Source organism: Streptomyces milbemycinicus, assembly GCF_002154605.1.
In the GTDB taxonomy this organism is placed as follows: Bacteria; Actinomycetota; Actinomycetes; order Streptomycetales; family Streptomycetaceae; genus Streptomyces; species Streptomyces milbemycinicus.
In genome coordinates, this window is record NZ_MUNE01000919.1 from 1 (window position 1) to 1,215 (window position 1,215).

2 protein-coding genes are annotated in these 1,215 nt (G+C 74.1%); both read left to right on the plus strand.

Going from position 1 to position 1,215, the window contains the following annotated elements; translation table 11 throughout:
• The coding region (locus CCN51_RS48845; protein ID WP_245881842.1) for an FG-GAP repeat domain-containing protein at positions 1 to 798 on the plus strand (798 nt) is incomplete at its 5' end.
• Positions 795 to 1,215: FG-GAP repeat domain-containing protein (locus CCN51_RS58740; RefSeq protein WP_245881843.1), on the plus strand; the 421-nt coding region annotated here is incomplete at its 3' end. The genes CCN51_RS48845 and CCN51_RS58740, both read left to right, overlap by 4 nt.

The window sequence follows — 1,215 nt, forward strand, 5'->3', positions numbered from 1 at the left end:
CCCATGCACCCCCGCAGCCGAAGGACCCCGACCGCCCGCCGCCGCCCCCGGGCGCTGGCCTGCGCCGCGGCGACTTTGGCGGCGCTGCTCACCGCATGCGGCAGCTCCGGCGACGACGGTCCCAGAGACAAGGGCCAGAAGGGGGACGAGCGGACCACGGCGCCCGGTGGCTCCCGCTCCGGCGCCCCGGTCATCACCCCCACCGCGACCGCGCCCATCCCCCGGGGCAAGGGCAGCAAGTTGCCCGACGACCTCAACGGCGACGGCTACCCCGAGCTCGCGCTCCCGCTCGTCGGGAACAAGAAGGAGGCCCAGCCCACCCGGCTCGCCTTCGTCCACGGCTCGTCCCGCGGCGTCAACCCCGCCACCCGCACCGTGCTCACCCTCGATGACCTCGGCCTGCCCGCCCGCGGCGCGGACGTGCCGCCCGTGGACACGACCAGAATCGCCACGGCCGACCTCGACGGCGATGGCTACGCCGACCTGGTCACCCCGGTCTGCGAACGGCTCAGCGAGGCCGAGTCCGACCGCCTCCACACCACCGTAGGGACCGTCCCGTACATCACCTGGGGCGGCCGACGGTGGGCGACTTCGACGGGGACGGCCACCACGACCTGGCGATGGTGCGCGCGGACCGCAAGTCCTTCCTCCTGCTCTACGGGCCGTTCGGCCGGGACGGCAGGGCCGCCAGGACGGTGCCGTACCAGAGCCCGCTCGACAGCGGCGGCGACATCAGCGAGCTGTTCGCCGACACCATCGACGGCGACCGGCCCACCGACCTGGTGGTGCACGCCATGAACGACGACGACCAGTCCGCCTCCGTACTCCTGGCCGCGGGCCCGGCCGGCCTCGCCCGCACCGGCCACCCGCTGCGCGAGGGCAACGCGATCGCCTTCGGCGACTTCGACGGGGACGGCCTGCGGGATGTGGCGGTCGGCGACAGCGGCACCCGTAACAACGAGCCGGGCTACGAGACGGAGGCGCCGGACGTGGACCACACGCTGAGCGTCTACACGAAGAAGACCCTCAAGGACGCGCCCATCAAGATCGCGAACATGGCGGGCGGCCTGGCGGCCGCCGACACCGACGGCGACGGCACCGACGAGCTGGCCGTCGCGCTCGATACGGGCGGCGTCGAGCTCATCACCATCCAGCCGGGCTCCCCGGACTCCCCGGGCTCCCCGGGCGACATCGCGGGCCGCCACACCCTCACCC